Source organism: Streptomyces pyxinae, assembly GCF_024756275.1.
GTDB classification, from domain to species: Bacteria; Actinomycetota; Actinomycetes; order Streptomycetales; family Streptomycetaceae; genus Streptomyces; species Streptomyces pyxinae.
This window is the reverse complement of sequence record NZ_JANUGQ010000002.1, coordinates 194,557-217,643: the sequence shown is the minus strand read 5'-3', so window position 1 is coordinate 217,643 and position 23,087 is coordinate 194,557. Positions and strand designations below refer to the sequence as shown.

6 protein-coding genes are annotated in these 23,087 nt (G+C 76.4%); 1 reads left to right on the top strand and 5 read right to left on the bottom strand.

All coding sequences use genetic code 11. The features are described 5' to 3' along the window. Nucleotides 1-29: 29 nt before the first annotated feature. Genes NX801_RS03860 through NX801_RS03845 form a run of 4 tightly spaced genes read right to left on the bottom strand, consistent with a single transcriptional unit; the run spans nucleotide 30 to nucleotide 5,394 of the window. Nucleotides 30-1,823 carry an ABC transporter ATP-binding protein gene (locus NX801_RS03860; protein WP_258785442.1) on the bottom strand — a complete coding sequence of 598 codons (1,794 nt, stop codon included), beginning with the start codon at nucleotides 1,821-1,823 and terminating at the stop codon, nucleotides 30-32. Next, nucleotides 1,816-3,564 carry an ABC transporter ATP-binding protein gene (locus NX801_RS03855; RefSeq protein ID WP_258785441.1) on the bottom strand — a complete coding sequence of 583 codons (1,749 nt, stop codon included), beginning with the start codon at nucleotides 3,562-3,564 and terminating at the stop codon, nucleotides 1,816-1,818. The genes NX801_RS03860 and NX801_RS03855 overlap by 8 nt, the downstream gene beginning before the upstream one ends. Further along, the gene (locus NX801_RS03850; RefSeq protein ID WP_258785440.1) at nucleotides 3,561-4,589 is read right to left on the bottom strand and encodes an alpha/beta fold hydrolase; all 1,029 of its coding nucleotides are present in this window, start codon (nucleotides 4,587-4,589) and stop codon (nucleotides 3,561-3,563) included. Before NX801_RS03850 ends, NX801_RS03855 begins: the two co-directional genes overlap by 4 nt. 7 nt (nucleotides 4,590-4,596) lie before the next feature. Next, the gene (locus NX801_RS03845; protein ID WP_258785439.1) at nucleotides 4,597-5,394 is read right to left on the bottom strand and encodes a siderophore-interacting protein; all 798 of its coding nucleotides are present in this window, start codon (nucleotides 5,392-5,394) and stop codon (nucleotides 4,597-4,599) included. Nucleotides 5,395-5,534: 140 nt separating this feature from the next. Here NX801_RS03845 and NX801_RS03840 point away from each other — a divergent pair, with 140 nt between their 5' ends. Beyond that, complete coding sequence (locus NX801_RS03840; protein WP_258785438.1) at nucleotides 5,535-6,536, top strand: ABC transporter substrate-binding protein; 1,002 nt, start codon at nucleotides 5,535-5,537, stop codon at nucleotides 6,534-6,536. 255 nt (nucleotides 6,537-6,791) lie between these two features. Here the strand turns inward: NX801_RS03840 and NX801_RS03835 are convergent, their stop codons facing one another. Next, complete coding sequence (locus NX801_RS03835) at nucleotides 6,792-22,988, bottom strand: amino acid adenylation domain-containing protein (protein WP_428986060.1); 16,197 nt, start codon at nucleotides 22,986-22,988, stop codon at nucleotides 6,792-6,794. Nucleotides 22,989-23,087 lie beyond the last annotated feature (99 nt).

The window sequence follows — 23,087 nt, the reverse complement described above, 5'->3', positions numbered from 1 at the left end:
CCCGGAGCGACGGGCCCGGGACGGCCGGTTCAGGAGCCCTGCGGCACCGGCTCGGCGTCCCGGTGCGCCTCCAGCCGGACGACCCGGGGCAGCCTGCGGACGGTGGCCTCCCGGTGGGCGATGACCAGCAGCGTACGGTCGGCGCGCAGGGTGTCGAGCGCCGTCTCCAGGGCGGCGGCGGTGGCCGGGTCGATGTCGGCGGTGGCCTCGTCCAGCACCAGCACCGCCGGGTCCACCAGGGCGGCGCGCACCAGGCCGACGAGCTGCAGTTCACCCGCCGAGAGCCCGGCCGCGCCCCGGCCCAGGGGGGTGTGCAGTCCCCGGTCGAGGGTGTCCACCCAGGCGCCCAGGCCGAGCCGGTCCACCGCCCGGGCGACCGTCCGCTCCGCCGGCTCCCCCGGCACCAGGGCCAGATTGTCCAGCAGGGTGCCGGCGATCATGTGCACCCGCTGCGGGACCAGGACCAGTCGGCGGCGGAGTTCGCCGGGATCCAGGGCGGCGAGGTCGTGGCCGTCGTAGCGGACGGTGCCCCGGTCGGGCGGGTAGAGGCCGGTGAGCAGTTTGGCGAGGGTGGTCTTCCCGGAGCCGGTGGGCCCGGCGAGACCGACCCGCTCGCCGGGTCCGATCCGGAGCGAGAGCCCACCCAGCACCTCAGCACCGGGGACGTACGCGTAGTGCACCCCGGTCGCCTCCAGCACCCCCCGCCCGGCGGTGCGGCTCCGGGCTCGGGCCGGTTCCGGCCGCGTACCGGCGCCCCCCGCCAGGCCCGGAGCGCCCGGGGTGCCCAGGGTGCTCGTGGCGGCCGGAGTGTCCGGGGCGTCCGCCGGGCCCGGGGTGTCGGTGACGGTCAGCAGGTCGAGCAGCCGGGCCAGGCCGACCAGGGAGACCTGGGCCTGGCCGACGAGGCCGGACGCCTGGGTGGCGGAGTCGAAGAGCTGGCGGGTGGCGAGGACGAAGACCACCACCGTGCCGACGCTGATGGCTCCCTCGGTGGCCAGCCGGCCGCCGAGCAGCAGCAGAAGGGCGGTGGTGAGCCCCTGCACCACCCGGGAGAGGCTGATCAGGAACAGCGCCCGCTGGCTGCGCCGGGCCGCCCGGAAGCGGGCCTCGTTGTCGGCGAGGAAGCGCTTCCGCCAGTAGCCGGTGCCGCCGGCGGTGCGGAGCATCTCCCGGGACTGGACCAGCTCCCGGTAGGTGGCGGCCACCGTGCCGGCGGCGGCGGCCTCGGCGGCGAACGCCGGATTGGCGTGCTTCCGGAAGAGCCGCAGCACCCCGACGATGGCCGGGGTGAACACCGCGAGCAGGGCCACCGTCAGCAGCGGCGAATAACCGAGCAGCACCACGGTGGTGAACACCAGATAGCCCGCCACGGTGAGGACGTCGGGAAGCTGGCCCCGGACGAAGTTGGCCAGGTCCGCGATCTCGGTGGTGGTACGGCGGAGCAGATCGCCGGAGGGGTGGGCCTCGAGGAAGCGCAGCGGGGCGCGGGAGAGCCGGGTGACGGCCAGGTCGCGCAGGCCGCGCACCACACGCTCGCCGGTGGTGGTGAGCAGCAGCTCGGAGCGGCGGAAGAGGAACAGCCGCAGCAGGGCGAGGGCGGTGAGCGCGGCCACGGCGATGAGCAGTCCGGCGCGGTCGCGGGCGAGCAGTCGGTCCACGCCCGCGCCGACGACGGCGGGCACGGCGACCGCGCAGGCGGTGGCGGCGGCGCTGGTGGCCAGCGCCAGGGCGATGCCGCGCCGGTGCGGGCGGAGGTGGGGCCAGGCGCGGCGCAGCACCCGGCGCTGGTCGGGCGCGGCGGAGAGGCGGGGATGGTCAGCCACCGGTCGTCATCCGTTCCTTGGTCGTGTCGGCCGGTTCGAGCCGGAGGACGTGGTCGGCAGCGGCGATGACGGCCTCCCGGTGGGTCGCCCAGACCAGGGCGGTCTCCCCCGCCCAGGCGCGGAGCCGGTCCAGGATCAGGCGTTCGGTGGCGGGGTCCACGGCCGAGGTCACGTCGTCGAGGAGCAGGACGGCGGGTCGGCGCAGCACCGCCCGGGCGAGGGCCAGCCGCTGGAGCTGGCCGCCGGAGAGGGTGGAGCCGCGCTCCCCCACCGGGGTGTCCAGGCCGTCCGGGAGGGTGTCGAGACAGCCGTCCAGGGCGGCGACCCGGCAGGCGTCGCGGAGGGCGGCGGTGTCGTGGTCGCCGCCGAGCCGAAGGTTGTCGGCGAGGGTGCCGCTGAGGGTGACGGGCCGCTGGGGTACGTGACCGAGGGCGGCGTGCACCGCCTCCGGGGCGGCCCCGGTGAGCGGGACGCCGGCGAACCGGACGGTCCCGGCGGCGGGTTCGGCCAGCTGGGCGAGGGCCCGCAGCAGGCTGGTCTTGCCGGACGCCATGGGGCCGGTGACCACGAGGAGTTCACCCGGCCGGGCGGTGAGGTCGAGCGGGCCGAGCAGCGGCCGGCCGCCGGCCTCCAGGGTCAGCCCCTCGGCCGTGAGGGTGCCGGTGGCGGGCAGCGCCGTGGCGCCGGCCGGCGGCGGGGCGTCGCCGGGGCGCGGGAGCAGCACTTCCTGGAGCCGGCGGGCGGCGGTGGCGGCCTGGCTGAGCTGGCTGAGCCGCAGGGTGAGCACCCCGACCCAGAGCACCAGCATGCTCATCCAGCTGGTGAACGCCACGATGCCGCCGACCGACATGGAGCCGCGCAGTACGGCGAGGCCGCCGAGCCCGAGCCCGGCGCCGACGGCGAGGGCCGGGACGAAGGGCGAGAGGGCGGCCCAGTCGGCGGAGACCCGGGCGGTGCGCAGGGTGTGGTCGGTGACGGTGGCGCTGCGGTCGTGGTGGCGGCGGACCAGGGCGGGTTCGCCGCCGAGTCCGCGTACGGCGGCGCTGGCCGAGAGCAACTCCTCGACCGCGTCGGCCCGTTCGCCATGGGCGGCGGAGAGCTCGGTGTTGGCGGCGCCGAACCGCTTGGGGAACCAGTAGGTGTTGATCCACACCAGGGGCGGTACGCAGCCGACGCAGACCAGGGCGAGCAGCGGGTCGAGCCGGGTGATCGCCACCAGGATCGCGGTGAGGCCGAGGACCCCGGTGACGAACGAGCCCACCCCGGAGAGCCAGCCCCGCACCAGGTCGATGTCCCGGGTGCCGCGCAGCCCGAGGTCACCCTCGCCGAACCGGGCGGCCTCCCGGGCGGAGAGTCCGGCGACCCGGTCGGCCAGGGCGAGGTAGAGCCGGTTGCCCTGGGCGGTGGCGGCGAGGGTGGAATACCAGCCGAGGACCATCTCCGCGAGCGCGGCCAGCACCCCGGCCACCAGGACCGCCACGGCCCAGGTGCGCAGCGCCCCCGGGTCGTCCCGCACGATGCCCTGGTCGACGGCGCGTTCGATGAACCAGGGCAGCGCGATCAGGGCCAGCTGGTAGACGAGGCCGCCGGCCACGGCCAGGGTGAGCGCGCCTCCGCTGGAGCGCAGGCAGCCGGCGAGCAGACGCCACGCCTCGCGGGTGGTGACCGGGGGCGGGGTGGCGGCCTCCGGGGCCGGGGCGCCCGGCTCCCGGGCGGCGGCCTTCGGGACGGTGGCCGTCATCCGCGCTCCCCTCCGGCGGTACGGGCGGCGGCTCCGGAACCGGGAGCGCCGCCGGTGGCGGAGCCGGCAGCGGCGGCCGCGCCGGAGGCTCCGGTGCTGTCGGTGGCCGTACCGGCAGCGGCGGCCCCCGGGGTTCCGGCGGTCCCGGGTACTCCGGCAGCGGCGGCCCCCGGGGTTCCGGCGGTCCCGGCGGCGCCGGTGTCCCCCCGGCCTTCGGCGAAGAAGTCGAGCAGGGCGGCGTTGACCTCGGCGGGCCGCTCCAGGAAGCCGTAGTGGCCGCAGCGTTCGACGGTGCGGTAGCGGGCGCCGGGGACGGTGCGGGCGATCTCCTCGGTGGCCTCGGCCGGCACCACCACGTCGTCGCTGAAGCCGAGGCAGAGCAGCGGGGTGGTGATGGACCGGTAGTCGTCGAGCGGGCGCAGCCGGTCCAGCACCGCGTACTGGGCGCGGATGCCGGGTCCGGAGAGCGGCGGCGCGTACTCGAACACCTCCAGCCAGTCCCGTACCACCCGTTCGTCGCGGAGGGTGTGCGGCGACAGATAGGTGAGCGCCGAGAACACCGCGTGGTGGGAGCCGGGCACGGCGGCGCCGCCGTCGTGGAGGTCGCGGGCGGCGCGCAGGATGGCGTCGGAGAACCGCCGGGGGGTGGCGCGGCCGGCCATCAGCACTGCCTGATGGACCAGTTCGGGCCGCTTCAGCAGCAGTTCGGCCACGACATTGACGCCCATGGAGAAGCCGACCACCCGGCAGGGTCCGAGGTCCAGGTGCTCGATGAGCGCGGCGGCGTCGGCGGCCATCCCCTCCAGGGTGACGTCCTCGGGGGCGTGGGCGTCCGGGATGATGCCCCGGTTGTCGGGGGCGACGACCCGGTGTCCGGCCCGGACGAGCGCGGGCGTCTGGTGGAGTTCCCAGACCCGGCGTCCGCCGCCGATTCCGTTGATGAGCAGGACGGGCGCGCCGTCACCGGAGGCGGCGGGAGTGTCGTCGTAGACGACGGTTCCGCCGTTGAGGTGTGCGTGGGGCATGGGGGGATCAGACCTCGCTGTCCTGGGTCTCGCCCCTGGTCCAGTAGGCGGTGAGGTGGGTGTCGGCCCGGTCGACACCGAGGCCGTGGACGAGGTGGCGGCGGATGGTCCGTACGGTGCCGCGCTCGGCGCCGCCCCAGATCCGGCCGCGTCCGGGTGGCAGGGCGAGCCCGATGGCGTACGCGCACAGCGGCTCACCGTGCGGCCGGCCGGCGCGGTGCAGCCAGCTGACGGTGGCGTCGGCGCGGGTGGTGAGCGGTTGCTCCTCGGCCGCGTCGGCGACCTCGACGGCGGCCAGCACCCGGTGGCCGGGCGGGAGTTGCTCCAGGATGGCGCCGATGGCGGGGAGCGCGGTCTCGTCCCCGAGCAGCAGGGTCCAGTCGCCGGGGGCGTCCAGCGGGTAGCCGGGGCTGGGGCCGAACCAGATGGCCTCGTCGCCGGGGGCGGCGGTCTCGGCCCAGCCGGAGGCCAGCTGGTCGGGCCCGTGCAACACGAAGTCCATGTCCACCTCCGCGAGTTCGGGCCGGTGACCGCGGATGGTGTAACGGCGCAGCCGGGGCTGGACGGCCGGCAACAGGGCGCGGGCGGCCTCGGAGGTGAAGGGCCGGGGCAGTGTCACGTCCGGCGGATAGAAGTAGAAGGCGACATGCTGGTCGGTGCCGTTGCTCCGGAAGCCGGCCAGGTCGGGGCCGCCGAAGGTGATCCGGACCATGCGCGGGGTGATCCGCCGGGTTCCGCGCACGGTGGTCACATGGATGCGCCCGGGCCGGCGGACCCGGTGCCCGTCGGTTGTCGCCGTGCTCATGATGCGCCATCTCCTCTGATCCAGAAGTGAATTACCCCCCTAGATCTTGCTCTGAAGCGGTAGGTTAGGCAAACCTTACTTTCGGCCGCGCGGCGCGTGGCCGGACGAGCTCTTGCGCAGATCGACGGAGGAAGCGGTAAATGACGCGTTCACGTGCGGTTTTCGGTCACCTGGACCGCAGAAGGTTCCTGGGCGGACTGACGGCCACGGCGACGGCTTTGAGCCTCTCCGGCCTCACGGCCTGCGGAGTGAGCGAGTCGGAGGACGAGAGCCCGAAGAGCGGCGGCGGTTCGGCCGGCGGTGACGGCGGCACCCGCACCGTCCGGACCGACAACGGCGCCGTGCGGGTGCCCGCGAAGGCCGAGCGGGTCGTGGTGCTGGAGAACTACGACGCCCTGATGCTCCTGGACCTGGGCCTGGTGCCGGTCGGGGTGCCGGACGGCGCGGCCAACGCCCAGATCCTGCCCAGGGAGCAGTACGACCAGCTCAAGGGCGTCGCCACCATCGGCGCCTCGGGTTCGCCCAACTCCCAGGCCGTCGCGGCGCTCAAGCCGGACCTGATCATCGATCAGTTCTACAAGGAGAAGTCGGCGCCGCTGAAGACCATCGCCCCGGTGGCGTACTACGACTGGCACACCAGCGGCTCGCTCTGGCACCAGCAGATCGCCAAACTCGCCACCGCGGTGGGCCGGGAGGACAGGCTCAAGGACAAGAAGGCGGCCTACGAGAAGCGGCTGTCCGAGGTGAGGACCGCGTACGCCAAGCAGATCGCCACCACCACCTGGGCCCCGCTCAGCGGCGGCCCCGGCGGCAAGTTCTTCCTGGGCTCCCCGCTGGCCACCGTGATGCGGGACGTCGGGCTGAAGCTGGGCGCCGGACTCGGCCCCCAGGAGGCCGGGTTCGTGCCGAAGAGCTACGAGGAGATGGACGTCCTCAAGGACTGCGACGTCCTCATCTACTCGGTGCAGTACGACGGCAAGCCGACCCCGACCACCCAGCAGCTGCTGGACAACAAGCTCTGGAAGAACGTCCCGGCGGTCAAGGCGGGCCGGGCGTTCCCGTCCAAGCACTTCCTGATGGCGAACTACACCTTCGCCGTCGGCGCGGTGGACGAGATCGAGGGCATGCTGAAGAAGCTCTGACCCCCGCTCTCGTCCCGCTCCGGTCCCGCCGCGGCTCCACGGTGATTCCGCTCCGGTCCCAGCGGGATCGAAGAAGCTCCGGCCCGGCGAGGGATCTCCACCGGGAGGGGGCGGCGCACCCGGCGCCGCCCCCTCCCGGCGTTTCGCGCGCGGCCCCGGGGTTCCGACGGGCGGCGCGGGCGGCCCGGGCTCCGGCGTGCGCGGGCCCGGGCGCCCCCCCGGGGGCGGTGGCGGCCACCGCCCCCGGGACGCCCGTCAGGCCGCCGCCTCCTTCCGCTCCAGTACGTCCGCCAGCGCGGCGGCCGTGCGGAGCCGGAAGACGTCCCGGGGCGCGACCCGCCAGCCGGCCTCCCGGAGGGCGGTGACCAGCCGGACGACCAGGACGCTGTCCCCGCCGAAGGCGAAGAAGTCCTCGTCGGCGCCGATCCTGGGCAGCCCCAGCACCGCCGCCATCGCCGCGGCGGCGGCCGTCTCCCGGGCCCCGGCCGGCTCCCGGCCGGTGGAGGCGGCGGCGAAGTCGGGCGCCGGGAGCCGGTCCCGGTCCAGCTTGTTGTTTCCGGTGACCGGCAGGGCGTCCAGCACCACGAAGGCGGCCGGCACCAGATGGGCCGGGAGCCGTCCGGCCAGGTGGGCCCGGAGCTCCGCCGGGTCCGGGGCGGCGCCCGGCCGGGGCACCACGTAGCCGACCAGCCGGCGCACCCCACCGTCCTCGCGGGCCACCACCACCGCCCGGGCCACGTCCGGGTGCGCGGCGGCGGCCGTCTCGATCTCGCCCAGTTCGATCCGGAAGCCCCGGATCTTCACCTGGTCGTCCACCCGGCCCAGGAACTCCACGGCGCCGTCATCGGTCCAGCGGGCCAGGTCCCCGGTGCGGTACATCCGGGTGCCGGGCGGGCCGAACGGGTCGGCGGAGAACCGCTCGGCGGTCAGCCCGGGACGGCCCAGATAACCCCGGGCCAGACCGGCGCCCGCCACGTACAGCTCGCCCGCGGCACCGGGCGGCACCGGCCGCAGCGCGGCGTCCAGCAGATAGACCCGGGCGTTGTCCACCGGGTGGCCGATCAGCTGGTGGTCGCTGTCCCGCACCCGGGCGAGCAGCGAGTCCACGGTGCACTCGGTGGGCCCGTACAGGTTGACCACCTCGGTACCGGCCAGCCGTCCCAGCCGGGCCCACTGGGTGTCCGGCACCGCCTCGCCGCCCACCCCGAGCAGCGGCAGCGGGCAGCGGCCGCCCTCGGTGAGCCCGGCCCGCTCCAGCTCGGCGAGGACCGACGGGGCCACCTCGATGAAGTCGATCCGCTCCTCCCGCAGCCGCCGGTGCAGCGCCTCGGGATCCCGCTGGAGCTCCTCGGAGAGCACATGGACGCAGTGGCCGTCGTAGAGCCACAACTGGGGCTGCCAGGAGGCGTCGAACGAGAACGACCAGGCGTGGCCGACGCGCAGCCGGTCCCGTCCGGTGCGCCGCCGGGTCGGCTCGTGGAGCGCCCGGCGGTGGCTGTGGAAGAGATTGACCACACCGCGGTGGGCGACCACCACGCCCTTGGGGGTGCCGGTGGAGCCCGAGGTGTAGATGACGTACGCCGGGTGGTCCGGGCGCAGCGGACTCCTCCGGTCCCGGTCGGTGGGCGGCTCCCCGGAGTGCCGTTCCAGGGCGGTTACCACGGCCGGGTCGTCCAGCACCAGGGTGGCCGGGTGCCGGGCCCGGCCGGTGAGCGCGGCGGTGGTGACCAGCAGCGCCGGGGCGGCGTCGGTGAGCATGAACTCCAGCCGCTCGGCGGGGTAGTCGGGGTCGAGCGGCAGATGGGCAGCGCCCGCCAGGTGGACGGCGAGCAGGGCCGCGATCATGTCGGTCCCGCGCGGCAGCATCAGCGCCACCCGGTCCTCAGGTCCTGCGCCGCGCGCGATCAGCTCCCGGGCCAGCCGGGCGGCGCGGTCCTGGAGGGCGCCGAAGGAGAGGGTGGTGCCCTCGTGGACGACGGCGGGCGCCTCCGGGTCCCGGGCGCACTGGGCGGCGTACAGCTCCGGCAGGGTGGTGACCGGGTACGGCCGCTCCGCCGGGTTCCAGTCGCGCAGCACCCGGTGGCGTTCGGTGGGGCCGAGGGCGTGGACGCCCCGGAGCCGGGCGTCCGGCCGGGCGGTCAGCTCACCGAGCAGCTGGACCAGCCGGTCGAGCAGGGCGCCGGCCCGGTCGGCGGTGAACAGCTCCGGGTGGTACTCCAGGGTGAGGTGGCCGCCGGGGACGACGGCGAGGGTCAGCGGGTAGTGGGTGGCGTCGGTGTGGTCGGCGGCGGTGACGGCCAGCTCCCCGGAGCGCTCGGCGGTGCGCAGACCGTCGGCGTCCACGAAGTAGTTCTCGAACACCAGCAGGGTGTCGAAGAGTTCGCCGCCGCCCGCGATCCGCTGGATCTCCGCGAGCCCCAGGTGCTGGTGGGCGGCGAGCCGGGACTGGGCGTCCTGGAGCCGGGCCAGGGTCTGGCGCACGGTGCGGTCCCCGCGCAACTCCACCCGGACCGGCACGGTGTTGATGAACAGGCCGGTCATGGTCTCCACCCCGTCCAGCTCGGGCGGCCGGCCGGAGACGGTGGCGCCGAACACCACGTCCTCGCGGCCGGTGTGCCGGCCGAGCAGCAGGGCCCAGGCGAGCTGGACGACGGTGTTCACCGTGACATCGGCGGACCGGGCCAGTTCCCTCACCCGCCCGGCGAGTTCCGGGTCGAGCCGGTGCGGGAGGCGGTGCGAGAGCGCCGGCCGGCGGCCGGGGTCGGCGGGGGCGAGCAGGGTCGGTCCTCCGATCCCGTCCAGTGCTTCGCGCCAGGCCCGGCCGGCCGCCTCCGGGTCCCGGGCGGTCCACCAGGCGAGGTAGTCCCGGAACGGCCGGCGCGGCCGCGGCGGTTCGGCGCCCCGGGAGCGGGCCGCGTACCGCCCGAACAGCTCCTGGACCAGCACCGGCACCGACCAGCCGTCCAGGATGGCGTGGTGGTTGGTGAGCAGCAGGGCGTGCTCGCCGTCGGCCAGGGTGAGCAGCCGCAGCCGGAGCAGCGGCGGGGCGGCGAGGTCGAACGGCCGGACCCGGTCCGCCTCGGCGGCGGCGCCGAGCGCGGCCTCGCGCTCCTCGGGCGGAAGGTGCCGCAGATCGTCCTCGGTCCAGTCCGGGGCCACCCCGTCGACCACCACCTGGACCGGCCGGCCGTCGGCGGTCGCCAGGAAGGCCACCCGCAACTCGGGGTTGTGGTCGAGCAGTTCGGCGGCGGCCGAGCGGAGGGCGGCCGGGTCGAGGGCGCCGGTGAGCCGGAGCCGCACCTGCATGGTGTAGACGTCGAGTTCGTCCCCGGCGAGCAGAGTGAGGGCGTGCAGTCCCTCCTGGAGCGGGGTGAGCGGCCAGATGTCGCTGAGCCCGGGCAGCCGCTCCTGGAGCCGGTCCAGGGCGGGTTGGCCGAGCCGGACCAGCGGGAAGTCCGAGGGCGTGTGCACCGGTTCGGTGGGCGCCCCGGCGAGCGCCGCCAGCGCCTCGCACCAGAGGGCGAGCAGCCGCTCGGCGTCCCCGGCGGCGACGACCCCGGTGGCGTACGACCAGCGGGTGGTGAGGACCGGGCCCCCGGGTCCGTCGACGGTGGAGGCGATGATCTCCAGCGGGAAGAGCACCGGCAGCGGATTGCGCCGGGGCCGCAGCGGGGGCAGCGCCTCGGGAGCCGGGCTCCAGGGAAGATCCGCGGCTTCGGCCCCGTCCGGCCGGGCGGGCGCGGTGAAGCGGCCCAGGTAGTTGAGGACGGTCTCCGGGGTACGGGCGGGGCCGACCGGGTCGGCGGAGTGGTGGAGCAGTCCGAAGCCGATCCCCGCGTCCGGGGTCTCCCGCAGCTGCTCCTTGGCCGCGATCAGCGCCGCCCGCGCGGCCTCCCCGGTCGGCGGCCAGACGGCGGCCTCCCGGCCGGCCCCGGCCTCCGGATCCCCCGCCCCGCCCTCCGGCGGGTGTACGGCTCCGGTCCCGGCCTCCGGTTGTACGGCTCCGGCGCCGGCGTCCGGCCGGACACCACCCGGGGCCTGTACGGCTCCGGTCCGGGCACCGTCCGCGTCCGCCACGGCTCCGGCCCGGGTGCCACCCTGGTCCGCCGCGACTCCGGCCCGGGCACCGTCCGCATCGCGTACGGCTCCGGTCCCGGCGTCGGGCAGCTTCCCGGCGTCCTCGGACGAAGCTCCCGGGGCGGTGCCGGTTTCGAGTACCACCGGCTGCCAGCTGGTGAACCAGCCGACCGTGCCGGAGAGCTGGGCGCCCGGCACCACCGCCTCCTCGCGGCCGTGGTGCTCGACCGCGATCACATCGGCGCCTGGGAGCACCGCCGCCGGTCCGTCCCGTTCCGTCCGCCAGCGGGCGAAGGCGAGCGCGGCGGCGGCCACCAGCACGTCCTGGACCGAGCCGTGCACCCCGGCGGGCACCTCGGTGAGCAGGGCCCGGGTGAGCCCGGTGTCCAGGGTGCGTTCCAGATGGGCGACGGTCTCCTGGGTGTCCCGTGCCGGGTCGAGCGGCCGGGTGCCCAGGGCGGGGGCCGGCTGGTCGGTGCGGGCGCGCCAGCGCGGGGCCTCGGCGCGGCGGGCCGGGTCCCCGGCGGCGTCCGCCAGGCCGAGGGCCCACTGCCGGAAGGAGGTGGCCTCCGGGGCGGCCGGCGGCTCGGTGCCCCCGGCGACGGCGGTGTGCACGGCGGCGAGGTCGGCGGCGAGGATCCGCCAGGAGACCCCGTCCACCGCGAGGTGGTGGATCACCAGCAGCAGCCGGCCGGTGCGGCCGGGCCCCCGGTCGCACCAGACGGCCCGGACCAGCCGGCCGCCGGCCGGGTCGAGTCCGTCGACGGCCTCGGCACCGCCCCCGGCGAGCAGTCCGGCCAGCCGGTCGCCGTCGGCGCCGGCCGCGTCGATCCTGGTCAGCAGGTCCGCCGCGGCTTCCTCCGGTGTCTCCTCCGGGGCCGGGATGTGCAGGGCCGGGCCGCCCGGTCCGCCGGTGAGCCGGGCCCGCAGCACCGGATGGCGGTCGAGCAGCAGGGCCAGCGCCCTGGTGAGGCTCTCCCGGGTGGCGTCCGGCGGGGTGATCACGTGCAGGTACTGGTGGAGGCCGTCGACGGCGGCCGGGTCGCCGGGGTGATGGTCCAGCGCCCAGCGCATGATCGGGGTGAGCGGCACCCGTCCGGTGGCGGGCACCGCCGGGACGGCGGAGGCACCGGCCGGGAGGGCGATCCGGGCCAGCGCGGCCGGGGTCTTCTGCTCGAACACATCGCGCGGGGTGAGCAGCAGCCCGGCCTTGCGGGCGCGGGCGACGAGCTGGATGGAGAGGATGCTGTCGCCGCCGAGGGCGAAGAAGCTGTCCTCGGCGCCGGCCGCCGGGATGCCGAGCAGTTCGGCGTAGAGGCCGGTGAGCACCGCCTCCCGGATGCCGCGCGGGGCCACCGCACCGGCCTCCGCCGCCAGATCGGGGGCGGGCAGCGCTCCCCGGTCCAGCTTGCCGCTCGGGGTCAGCGGCAGGGCGTCCAGCGCGACCAGGGCGGTGGGCAGCATATGGTCCGGCAGCCGTTCCCCGAGCCGGGCGGTGAGGGCGGCCGGGTCCACCGGCGCGCCGGCCGCCGGGACGACGTACCCGGTCAGCACCGGCCGGCCGGGCCGGTCCTCGCGGAGCAGTACGGCGCAGCCCGCGACGGCCGGGTCCTCCGCGAGCACGGCCTCGATCTCGCCCAGCTCCACCCGCAGTCCGCGCAGTTTGACCTGGCCGTCGGCGCGGCCGGCGAAGACCAGCGCCCCGTCGGCGCGGCGGCGCACCAGGTCGCCGGTGCGGTAGAGCCGTTCGCCGGGCTCCCCGAACGGATGTGCGACAAAGCGTTCGGCGGTGCGGCCGGGCTGTCCCAGATAGCCCCGGGCGAGCTGGACGCCGCTGAGGTACAGCTCGCCGGTCACTCCGTCGGGCACCGGGCGGAGCCAGGGGTCGAGCACCAGGGCGCCGGTGTTCCACACCGGGCGGCCGATCGGCACCGAGCTGCCGCCCGCGCCGGGTTGGGCCCGCCAGGCGGTGACATCCACGGTGGCCTCGGTGGGGCCGTACAGATTGTGCAGCTCGGCGCCGGGCAGCGCGTGCAGGGCGGCCTCCGCCACCGCCGGGGTGAGCGCCTCACCGCTGGCGATCACCCGGCGCACGGTGGTGCACCCGGCGGCGGCGGGTTCGGCGGCGAAGGCGGCCAGCATGGAGGGGACGAAGTGCAGGGTGGTGACGCGGTGTTCGGTGACGGCGGCGGCCACCAGCGCCGGGTCCCGGTGGTGCCCGTCGTCCAGCACGACCAGGGTGGTGCCGGTGAGGGCGGGGAGGAAGAACTCCCAGACCGACACGTCGAAGGCGGCCGGGGTCTTCTGGAGCACCCGTTCGCCGGGGACCGGCGGCAGCTGGTCCGCCATCCAGGTCAGCCGGTTGACCAGGGCGGTGTGGGTGACCACCACGGCCTTGGGGCGGCCGGTGGAGCCGGAGGTGTAGAGGACGTACGCGGCGTGGTCGCCGCGCAGTCCGGGGTGCGGTCCGGCGGGCGGGGCGGCGGCGAGTTCGGCCGCCACCACCGGATCGTCCAGGCACAGCACCGGCACCCCGGCGGGGACCGGGAGCCCGGCGGCCAGGGCGGTGGTGGTGAGCACGGCGGCCGGGGCGCTGTCGGTGAGCATATGGGCGACCCGTCCGGCCGGGTAGCCGGGATCCACCGGGACATAGGCGCCACCGGCGCGCTGGACCGCGTGCAGGGCCACCACCAGCTCGGCCGAGCGGGGCAGGACGACGGCCACCCGGCGCTCCGGGCCGGTGGAGTGCCGCCGCAGCAGGGTGGCGAGTCTGCCGACCCGGGCGTCGAACTCCTCGTACGAGAGCACCAGTTCACCGTCGATCAGCGCGGGCACGGCGGGCCGGGCGGCGCACCGGGCGGCGAGCAGCGCGGGCAGCGGTGCGGCGGGCAGGGCGCGGCGCTCCCCGGTGCCGGCGGTGAGGGCGCGGGCCCGCTCGGGTGGGCCGAGCACTCCGGCGCGGTGCAGCGGCAGATCGGGGCGGGCCACCAGGGCGGTGAGCAGGGCGACATAGCGGTCCGCGAGCGCCCGCACGGTGGTGGTGTCGAAGATGCTGGTCTGGAAGGTGAACATGCCGTTGATCCCGGCGCCGCCGGGCTGTTCGGCGAGGGTGACGAGCAGGTCCAGCTTGGCCACCTCGGGGTCGGCGCTCACCGGGGTGACATCGAGCCCGGGGAGGGAAGGGGAGTCACCGGTGAGGTTCTGGAAGACCAGCATGACCTGGAAGAGCGGGTTGCGGGCGAGGGTGCGCTCCGGCGCCAGCAGGTCCACCAGTTGCTCGAACGGCAGGTCGGCGTGGTCGAAGGCGGCCAGGTCGGCGTCGCGTACCCGGGCGAGCAGCTCCCGGAAGGTCGGGCGGCCCGACAAGTCGGTGCGCAGCACCAGGGTGTTGACGAAGAAGCCGACGAGTTCGTCGAGTTGTTCGTCGGTGCGGCCGGCCACCGGGGTGCCGATGGGAATGTCGGTGCCGGCGCCATGGGCGGCGAGCAGCACCGCGAGTGCCGCCTGGGCGGCCATGAACACACTGGTCCCGGTCTCGGCGGCGAGCGTCCGCAGGGCGGTGTGCAGCCGGGTGTCCACGGTGAAGGTGACGGTGGCGCCCCGGTGGTGCTCCTCGGCGGGGCGCGGCCGGTCGTAGGGCAGGGCCAGTTCGTCCGGACTGCCGGCCAGGGCGGTGCGCCAGTAGGCGGCCTGCCGGGCGATGACGCTCTCCGGGTCGCTCTCGGTGCCGAGCACCTCGCGCTGCCAGGCGGCGTAGTCGGCGTACTGGACCGGGAGTGCGGGCCGGCCGGGGTCGCGTCCGGTCACCCGGGCGGCGTAGGCGGCGCGCAGATCGTCCAGCAGCGGGCGCATCGACCACTCGTCGCCCGCGATGTGATGGAGGGTCAGCGCGAGGACATGGTCGGTGGGGGTGCGCAGCAGCCGGGCCCGCAGCGGGATCTCGGTGATGATGTCGATGGGGTGGGTGACCAGGGTGTGCAGCGCGGCGTCGAGATCCTCCTCGGGCACCTCCGTCACGGTGAGGTCCGCGGCGGCCCGGGCGGCCGGCTCGTCCAGGATGTGCTGCCGGGGCAGGCCGTCGGTGTCCGGGTAGACGGTGCGCAGGCTCTCGTGGCGGACGACCAGGTCGCCCACGGCCGCGCGCAGCGCCGGCACGTCCGGGTCACCACCGATCCGCAGCACCAGGAAGAGGTTGTAGGTGGCGCTGGGTCCGTCCAGCCGGTGCAGGAACCAGAGGCGGCTCTGCGCGTACGAGAGCGGCAGCGGCTCGCCGTCCCGGCGCGGCACCGGGGCGAGCGGGGCCCGGCTGCTGCCGCGCGCCAGCACGGCGCGGGCGAGCGCGGCGGGGGTGGGGTGGTCGAAGACGTCCCGCAGCGCCACCTCCACGCCGAGGGTGGTGCGCAGCCGGTTGGCGAGGCGCATGGCGAGCAGCGAGTGGCCGCCCCGGGCGAAGAAGTCGTCGTCGGGGCCCGCGAATTCGAGGCCCAGCACATCCGCGAACAGCTCCGCGAGCACCGCCTCCCGGGCGTCCCGGGGCGCCCGGGTGCGGCCGGGGACGCTCTCCTGGCCCGGGGCGGGCAGGGCGGCCCGGTCCACCTTGCCGTTGGGGGTCAGCGGCAGGGCGGGCAGGGTCATGATCACGGACGGCACCAGATACTCCGGGAGCAGCGCGGCCAGGTGCTCGCGCGCGCCGGCCGGGTCGCCGGTGACATGGGCGACCAGCCGGAGCGCCCCGGAGGGGTCGGGCTGCCCGGTCACCACCGCGTCGGTGATGCCCGGGTGGCTCAGCAGCGCGGCCTCGATCTCGCTCGGCTCCACCCGGTGGCCGCGCACCTTCAGCTGGTGGTCGGCGCGGCCCAGGACCCGCAGGGTGTCGTCGGGCAGCCGGACGGCGAGGTCGCCGGTGCGGTAGAGGCGGGCGCCGGGCTCGCCCAAGGGGTCGGCCACGAACCGGGCGGCGGTGAGCCCGGGGCGCCGGTGGTAGCCGCGCGCCACTCCTGCCCCGCCGATGTACAGCTCCCCGGGCACCCCGGGCGGCACCGGGCGGAGCCAGCCGTCGAGCACCCGCAGGGTGGTGTTGCGCAGGGCGCGGCCCACGTGCGGCGGGGTGTCGTCGCCGGGGGCGGGGGCCGGCCGGGCGGCGGTGGACCAGACGGTGGTCTCGGTGGGCCCGTAGAGGTTGAGCAGGCCGGCGCCGGCGCCGGCGCCGGCGAGCCGGGCGGCCAGGTCGGCGGGAAGCGGCTCGCCGCCGCTGAGCACCCGGAGCCCGGGGAGCAACTGGGGCGCCGCCTCCGCGAGATGGCGCCAGAGCGAGGGGGTGGCCTGCATATGGGTGGCCCCGGTGCGCGCCGCGAGCCCGGCGAGCGCGTCGGCCTCCAGCACCTGTTCGCGCCGGGCGAGGACGACGGTGGCGCCGGTGACCAGCGGCACGAACAGCTCCAGGACGGCGATGTCGAAGCTGACCGTGGTCACGGCGAGCAGCCGGTCGCCGGGCCCGGTGGCGAGGGTGGCGGCCATGGCGTCCAGCAGGTTGGCGAGCGCCCGGTGGCCGATGACGACGCCCTTGGGCCTGCCGGTGGAGCCCGAGGTGTGGATGACGTACGCCGTCCCGTCGGGATGCGGCCGCTCCCCGGGCCAGCCCCGGGCCGGGCGCGGTTCCTGGGGTACGGCTCCGGAGTCCGGGCCGTCGCCGCCGGGCGCGGTCACGGCTCCGGGCCAGTGGCGGGCGGGACCCTGCCGGTCCTCGGGTACGGCTCCGGGCTCGGGGCCGTCCGCTCCGGGCGCGGCCACGGGTTCAGGCTCGGGGGTGTCGGCCAGCACCGGCGACCCGGGGTCGACCACCAGCAGCGGTTCGGTGTCGGCGAGCAGATGGGCGACCCGCTCGGCCGGGAAGCCCGGGTCCACCGGGACGTACCCGGCCCCGGTGGCGGCGACGGCCAGCAGGGTGGCCACCAGATCGGCGGAGCGCGGCAGTTGGACGGCGACCAGGTGTCCGGGACCGGCGCCGTACGCGGTGAGCCGGGCGGCCAGGGCGGTGACCCGCTCGGCCAGCCGGGCGTAGCTCCACACGTCCTCCCCGGGTGCACCGGGCGCTCCCGGCGCCCCGGGCCCCTCCGGCTTCCCCCGGTCTCCCGGCTCGCCCCGCTCCTCCGGCGCCCCGCTCCCGGGGGCCTCCCGTGAGACGATCAGCGCGGGCGCGTCGGGGGTGAGGGCGGCGCGGGCGAGGAAGCGCCCGGCCAGGCCCAGGGTGGTGATGTCGGCCGCCGGCCCGTCCAGCCGGGACTGGTCGTCCCCGAGCATCCCGAGGGTCCCGGTGGTCCGCTCGGGCTCGGCGCAGATCCGCTCCAGCAGATCGCGGAGCCCGTCCCCGATGGCGCGGGCCCGGTCGCGGTCGAGCAGGTCGGGGCGGTGGTCCAGGGCGAGGGCGAGCCGGTCCCGGCCGGGCAGGGCGACCAGCACCAGCGGGTAGTGGGTGGCCTCGAAGCCCCGGGCGGCGGTGACCCGGAGCCCGGCGCGCTCCTCCGTACGGCGCAGCTCCTCGGTGTCCACCGGGAAGTTCTCGAAGAGGACCAGGGTGTCGAAGAGTTCCCGGTGCCCGGAGAGCCGCTGGAGTTCGGCCAGCGGCTCGTACTGATGGTCGAGCAGTTCGGCCTGGCGGGCGGCGGTGCGGTCGAGCAGCGCGCCCAGCGGCTCGTCGGGGCGCAGGGTCAGCCGGGCGGGCAGGGTGTTGATGAAGAGGCCGATCATCTCGTGCGAGCCGTCGAGGGTGGCGGGCCGGCCGGAGACGGTGACTCCGAAGGTGACGTCGGTGCGTCCGGTGAGCCGGCCCAGCAGCAGTCCCCAGGCGGTGCGCAGCACCGTGGAGACGGTGATGCCCCGCTGCCGGGCGAGCGCGAAGACCCGCGCCACCAGGGCGTCGTCCAGCGGGACTTCCAGCCGCTCGGGGGTGCCGGCGGCTCCGGTGGTCCCGGCCGGTGCGGCCGGGACCAGCCGGGTGGGACCGTCGATCCCGGCCAGTTCCTCCGACCAGAGCCGGGTGGTGGCCTCCCGGTCGCGCTCGGCCAGCCAGCGCAGATAGTCGCGGTACGGCCGCGGGGCCGGGCCCGGCGTGCCCTGGTAGAGGGCCATCAGATCGCGGACCAGCAGCGGTCCCGACCAGCCGTCCAGCAGGATGTGGTGGGAGGTGACGGCGAGCAGCTGCCGCCGCTCCCCCAGCCGCACCACGGTGAGCCGCAGCAGCGGCGGGACGGCGAGGTCGAAGCCCCGGGCACGGTCGGCGGCGAGCAATTCCCGTGCCTGTTCCTGTTGTTCGCTCTCCGGTACGGCCCGCAGATCGTTCTCGCGCAGGGGCACCTCGGCACCGGCCGGCACCACTTGGAGCGGGGCGGCGCCCGGCCGGTCGCGGAAGGCGGCCCGCAGGTGGGGGTGGCGGTCCAGCAGGGCGCGGGCGGCCCGGCGGAGCCGTTCCGGGGCCAGCTCCCCGGCCAGCTCCAGCACGGTCTGGGTGGTGTAGGGGTCCGGGCCCTCGTCCTCGGTGCCGTACGCGGCGAGGAAGTACAGCCCCTCCTGGAGCGGGGAGAGCGGCAGCAGCTCGGTGAGCGGCCCTTCCTCCTCCAGGGTCTCGATCTCCTGCTGGGCGACGGCGACCAGCGGGAAGTCGGCGGGGGTGTGGCCGCCGGCGTCCGGGTCCTCGTCCAGATGGCGGCGCAGGGTGCGCAGGGCGTCCAGCCAGCCGTCCGCGATCCGGGCGGTCTCCACCGGGTCGAGCAGCCGCCCGGCGCAGCTGAACCCGGCGTGCAGCTCGGGCCCCCGGGGGCCGTCCACCACCGAGGCGTTGAGCTGGAGGGTGTGGCCGACCGGCAGGGCGTCGTCGGCGCCGCCGCCGAGCGAGCCGCTCAGCGCGGGCGACCAGGGGGCGGGCCCGGCGGGCGCACCGGGAGCGGTCGCGGCACCGAACCGGCCCAGGTAGTTGTAGCCGACGACCGCGCCGGACGGGCCGACGGCCGGAGCGGTGGGGGTGTCCGGGGCGGCGGCCGGGATGTCCGGGCCGGGCGGGGCATCTGTGGCGAGATGGCGGAGCAGCCCGTGGCCCAGTCCCCGGCCGGGGGTGGCGCGGAGCTGCTCCTTGACCCGCTTGAGCAGGGCGCCCGCCTCGGCCGCGCTGCCGGTGTCATGGCCGGTGAGGTCGAGCCGTACCGGGTGCACGCTGGTGAACCAGCCGACGGTGCGCGAGAGTTCGGCGCCGGGCACCGCCTCCTCGTCCCGTCCGTGGCCCTCGATGTCCACCACCAGCGGCGCGGGCTCGCCGCGCCACCCGGCCAGCGCCATGGCGAGCGCGGTGAGCAGCACGTCGTCCGGGCCCGCGTGATAGCGCCGGGGCAGCTCGCCGATGAGCGGCCCGGTGGTCTCCGGGTCCAGGGTGACCGAGACGGTGCGTACGGTCCCGAGGGTGTCCCGGGCCGGGTCGGGGGCCGGGAACGGCGGCTCGGCGCCCTCGGTCACCGCGCGCCAGTGGCCGGCCTCGGCGGCCGCCGAGGGCGTCCGGGCGGCCACCGCGAGACCACGCGCCCAGGTGGCGAACGAGGTCTCCACCGGGGGCAGTTCGGCGGTACGGCCGTCCCGGGCGGCGTCACAGGCGGCGGCCAGGTCCTCGGTGAGGACGCGCCAGGACACCGCGTCCACCACGGCGTGGTGGACCAGCAGGGCGAGCAGCCCGGTCCGGTCGGGTCCGGCGTCCAGCCACACCGCCCGGACCATGGCGCCCCGGCGGGGGTCCAGCTCCCGGGCGGCGGCCCCGGCGTGCTCGCGCAGCGCGGGCAGCAGCCGGTCCGGGGCCAGTTCCCGGCCGTCCACGGTGGTCAGCAGGGTGTCCGCGCGGACCTCGTCCGGGGCGGGGATCTCCAGGGCGGTGCCGGTGAGCCGGGCGCGCAGCGCGTCGTGGTGGCGGAGCAGCAGGCCGAGTCCGGTGGTGAGGTGCCCGGCGCGCAGCCCGGCCGGGGTGTGCAGCACGGTGGACTGGTGGTAGCCGGTGAGGGGGCCGCCGCGCTCCAGCAGCGCGCGCAGGATCGGGGTGAGCGGGGCGCGGTCCGGGCCGGCCGGGGTCGCGGTGACGGCCGGGGCGGGGCGGTCCGCCGCCGGGCGGGCGCGCTGGGCGAGGCGCTCCACCGTGCGGTGCTCGAAGATTTCGCGCGGGGTGATCCGCAGCCCCCGGCGGCGGGCGGCGCCGACCAGCTGGATGGCGGAGATGCTGTCCCCGCCGAGGGTGAAGAAGTTGTCCTCGGCGCCGACCCCGGTCACCCGCAGGATGTCCCCGAAGAGGGCGGCGAGTTCCTTCTCGGCGTCGGTGCGCGGGGCCAGGTGACCACCGCCGGTGGTGGTGGCGGGGTCGGGGGCGGGCAGCGCCGCCCGGTCGATCTTGTTGGCGCGGGTCAGCGGCAGCGCGTCCAGTATCACGAAGGCGGCCGGCACCATGTGGTCGGGCAGCGTCCCGGCCACCCACTCCGCGAGGGCGGCTGCGCGGGGTTCGGCGCCGGGCGCCGGCACCACATGGGCGACCAGCCGCCGGACGCCCCGGTCGTCGGCGTGGTCCCCGACCACGGCCCTGGCCACCTCGGGGTGGGCGGTGAGCCGGGCCTCCACCTCGCCCGGCTCCACCCGGAAGCCCCGGATCTTCAGCTGGTGGTCGGTGCGGCCCGCGTAGAGCAGCTCACCGCTCTCGGTCCAGCGGGCCAGGTCGCCGGTGCGGTACATCCGGGTGCCGGGCGGGCCGAACGGGTCCGCGACGAAGCGCTCGGCGGTGGTGCGGGGCAGCCCGAGGTAGCCCCGGGCCAGCCCGGTGCCGGCGAGGTACAGCTCGCCCAGCACCCCGGGCGCCACCGGGCGCAGTGCCGCGTCCAGGACGTAGGCCCGCTTGTTCACATCGGGCGGGCCGATCGGGACGGGGCCGCCGGTCCAGTCGGCGGGCACCGGCCAGGTGGCGGAGTTGACCACCGCCTCGGTGGGCCCGTACGCGTTGAACAGCCGGTGCCGCCCGGCCCAGGCGCGCACCACCTCGGGCGGCAGTGCCTCGGTGCCGACGATCAGGGTCATGCCCTCCGGCAGCCGGGCGTCCGGCGGCAGCGAGGCGACCACGCTCGGCGGGATGACGGCCAGGGTGATCCCCGCCTCGGTGAGGAAGCGGGCGAGCGGTTCCCCGGCGCGGCACTCCTCGTCCACCACCACCAGAGTGGCGCCGCTGAAGAGGGAGTTGGCCAGCTCGCAGAAGGTGACGTCGAAGCTGGGCGAGGCGAACTGGGTGACCCGGTCGCCCGGTCCGGTGGCGAAGCAGGCGTGCGCCCAGGCGATCAGATCGGCCAGCGGCCGGTGGGCGACCAGCACACCCTTCGGGGTGCCGGTGGAGCCGGAGGTGTGGATGAGATAGGCGCCGTTGTCGAGCCGCAGCGGGGCGCGGCGGTCCCGGTCGGTGGGATCGCGGTCGGGCAGCCCGGCCGGCAGGTCGTCCGTCCGGAGCACCGGTACGCCGGACGCCCACGGGGCCGGGTCGGTGCCGGTACGGGTGAGGATCGCCGCCGCCCCACTGCCGGTGACCAGCGCGGCGAGGCGGGCCGCCGGGTAGTCCGGGTCCAGCGGGGCGAAGACCCCGCCGGCCTTGGCGACGGCGAGCTGGGCGACATACACCTCGGCGCCCCGGCGCAGTGCCACCCCGACCACGTCCTCGGGGCCGATGCCCCGGGTGATCAGGTGGTGGGCGAGGGCGTTGGCCCGGGTGTTGAGTTCCGCGTACGTCAGGGTGGTCGTCCCATCGGTGACGGCGGGGAGGTCCGGGTGGGCGGCGGCCCGCTCCTCGAAGAGGGCCGGCAGGGTGCGGGGCACGGTGGGGACGGTGTCGGAGTTGAACTCTGTCAGCACCCGGTGGCGCTCCTCGGCCGGCAGCAGTTCGACGGCGGCCAGCCGGCGGTGCGGGTCGGTGGCGAAGGCTCTTACGGCGGAGCCGAGTTGGGCGGCGATACGGGCGGCCTCCCGGTCGCTGAGTGCGTCCCGGCGATGGCGCAGCCGGAGTGCCGGGCCGCCGTCCGGGCCGGGAGCGGCGACAAGGGTGAGCGGGTAGTGGGTGGCGTCCCGGCCGGAGACCGAGGTCACCCGCAGTCCGGCGAACTCGGGTACGCGATCGGCGTTTTCGGATCCGGCCGCCGCCCCGTCCGGCGTCACGGACCGGACGAGGTAGTTCTCGAAGACGCAGAGGGTGTCGAAGAGCGGCCCGCCCGGGCCCGCCACCCGCTGGATACGGGAGAGCGCCACCTGGTGGTGGGTGAGCAGTGGCACCTGCTCCCGGGCGGTGCGCACCACCAGTTCGGCCAGGGTCTCGGCCGGGTCGAGCCGCACCCGCACCGGGAGGGTGTTGATGAAGAGGCCCACCATGGTCTCGGAGCCGGTGAGTTCGGCCGGGCGGCCGGAGACGGTGGTGCCGGAGACCACATCGGCGCGCCCGGTGAACCGGCCGACGACCAGCGACCAGAGGGTCTGCACGGCGACCGGCACGGTCACGTCCAGTTCGCCCGCCACGGCGGCCAGCGCGGCGGCGACGGCCGGGTCCACGTCCACGGCCAGTTCGGCGGGTTCGGCGGGCGGCTGCTGGGCGAGCGCCGGGGCGATCAGGGTCGGTCCTTCGAGCCCGGCCAGGGCCTGTGTCCAGGCGCGGTCCCCCGCGTCGGCGTCCTGGGCGGCGGCCCAGCTCAGATAGTCGCGGTAGGGGCGCACGGCCGGGAGACCGTCGGGCCCGCCGTCGGCGGCGTAGAGCGCGAACAGCTCCTGGACCACCCGGGCGGTGGACCAGCCGTCGAGCAGCAGATGGTGGTGGGTGAGGAGCAGCCGGTGGTGGTCCGGGCCCAGCCGGAGCGTGGTGAACCGGATCAGCGGCGGGGTGGCGAGGTCGAAGCGGGTGGCCCGGTCGGCGGCGGTGAGCCGGTCCGCCTCGGCGGCGCGCCCGGCCGGCTCCAGGGCGGCCAGATCGGTGTGCCGCCAGGCCGGTTCGGCGCGGTGCGGGATCAGGGCCACCGGTTCGCCGTTGCGCCGGGCGCGGAAGGCGGACTTGAGGTTGGGGTGGCGGTCCAGCAGGGCCAGCGCGGCGCGCCGCAGCCGCTCCCGGTCCAGCGGGCCTTCGAGGTCCAGGGCGAGCTGCACGGTGTAGACGTCGGGGCCCGGTCCGGCCGGGGCGGCGGCCCCGTTCGCGCCGGTGTCACCCGGGCCGCCGGTGGTTCCGGTCCCGCCGGCCCGGTCCGCGCCGGTGTCACGGGAGCCGCCCACCGCGTCGGAGGACCCGGTGTCGTACGAGGAGAGGAAGTACAGCCCCTGCTGGAGCGGGGAGAGCGGCAGCACGTCCTGGAGTCCGGAGGGCGTGGCCGGCTCCCGGACCGGCCGGGGGCCGGAGGCCGCCGGGGACGCCGGGGAGCCCGGGGGCGTCACGGCCCCCGGCGG

What these genes read in the sequence shown, in the direction of transcription:
- NX801_RS03855 (WP_258785441.1), bottom strand. Translation starts at nt 3,564, where the DNA reads ATGACGGCCACCGTCCCGAAGGCCGCCGCCCGGGAGCCGGGCGCCCCG.
- NX801_RS03850 (WP_258785440.1), bottom strand. Translation starts at nt 4,589, where the DNA reads ATGCCCCACGCACACCTCAACGGCGGAACCGTCGTCTACGACGACACT.
- NX801_RS03845 (WP_258785439.1), bottom strand. Translation starts at nt 5,394, where the DNA reads ATGAGCACGGCGACAACCGACGGGCACCGGGTCCGCCGGCCCGGGCGC.
- NX801_RS03840 (WP_258785438.1), top strand. Translation starts at nt 5,535, where the DNA reads ATGACGCGTTCACGTGCGGTTTTCGGTCACCTGGACCGCAGAAGGTTC.